Here is a 1,171-nt window from a genome sequence, read left to right as displayed (position 1 = left end):
AAACGGGCCGAACACCGCAACTGGCCGCCACCCGCTCCGGCAATCGTCACGATTGCCGGAACGGACACGACCTAAGTCATAAGTCACCGGCATTGCTCCTAGAACCTGTCAGCGCCCGTCCGGCCCCGTGCCGGGCGGGCGCCCCGCCATCCAGTGGAACAGGCCCATCCCGACGCTGGTCGCCAGGTTGAAGCTGGACACCCCGGGGCGCATCGGCACCGCCACCAGGTGGTCCGCCCTCGCCTTCAGCTCCGCCGAGACGCCGTGCCGCTCGGTGCCGAAGGCCAGCAGCGCGTCGTCCGGGAACGGCAGGCCGCGGATGTCCTCGCCCTCCGGGTCCAGCACGTACAGCGGGCCCCCGGGCAACTCCGCCGGGTCGACCCGCTCGACGGCGGTGGCGAAGTGCAGGCCCGCGCTGCCGCGCAGCACCGTCGGGTGCCACGGGTCCACCTCCCCGGTGGTCACCACCCCGGCCGCCCCGAACCCGGCCGCCAGCCGGATCACCGCCCCGACGTTGCCCAGGTTGCGCGGGTTCTCCAGCACCACCACCGGCCCCTGCCGGGGCCGCCTCGCCAGCGCCTCCCGGTTCGCCTCCGCGAAGGGCCGCAGCACCTGCGCGATCACCCCGGTCGGGTGCAGCCGGGGCACCAGCGCCCGCATCGTCCGCTCCGGCAGCGCCACCGCCAGCCCCTCCAGGGCCGCCTCGACGTCCGGCGCCAACTCACGGGCCAGCCCGAGCAGTTCGCTCCGGTCGGCGGTCACCACCCGCCGCACCTCCCCGCCGAACCGCAGCGCGTGCTTCAGCGCGTGGAACCCGTCCAGCACCACCACCCCCGCCTCGCGCTCCCCCGCCCGCCAGGCCCGCTCCACCTCAACCTCGTCCATCCCCCCACTCTCCCCCATCCCGGTTAGGGCGTGTCTTTCGGATCACGTCGGATCAGCGGGCGGCGTTGGGGTGCGTGCATCGGCGGCGCCGAGGATGGAGTCCATGCGGAGCATCGGCGACTGACGAGAAGCCGTCGAGGTGCGTGCCCCGGCGTCGACCGCCTGGCGTGATCCGAAAGACACGCCCTAGCTGTACTGACCACGGAGGTTGGTGACAGGGCTCACGGTCGGGTGATCTTGAAATGAGTGAGGGCCTTCTGGCTCGGTGTGGATTGCGACATCTGCA

1 protein-coding gene is annotated in these 1,171 nt (G+C 72.4%); it reads right to left on the bottom strand.

Translation table 11 applies throughout. From position 1 onward, the window contains the following. Positions 1-108: 108 nt before the first annotated feature. The gene (locus ACIRRS_RS38310) at positions 109-885 is read right to left on the bottom strand and encodes a TrmH family RNA methyltransferase (protein WP_402981715.1); all 777 of its coding nucleotides are present in this window, start codon (positions 883-885) and stop codon (positions 109-111) included. Positions 886-1,171 lie beyond the last annotated feature (286 nt).

This window comes from Kitasatospora sp. NPDC101183 (assembly GCF_044767945.1).
Lineage (GTDB): Bacteria > Actinomycetota > Actinomycetes > Streptomycetales > Streptomycetaceae > Kitasatospora.
Note: the sequence above shows the minus strand (reverse complement) of the source record. Positions and strands in the feature narration are given on the sequence as shown.

What these genes read in the sequence shown, in the direction of transcription:
- ACIRRS_RS38310 (WP_402981715.1), bottom strand. Translation starts at nt 885, where the DNA reads ATGGACGAGGTTGAGGTGGAGCGGGCCTGGCGGGCGGGGGAGCGCGAG.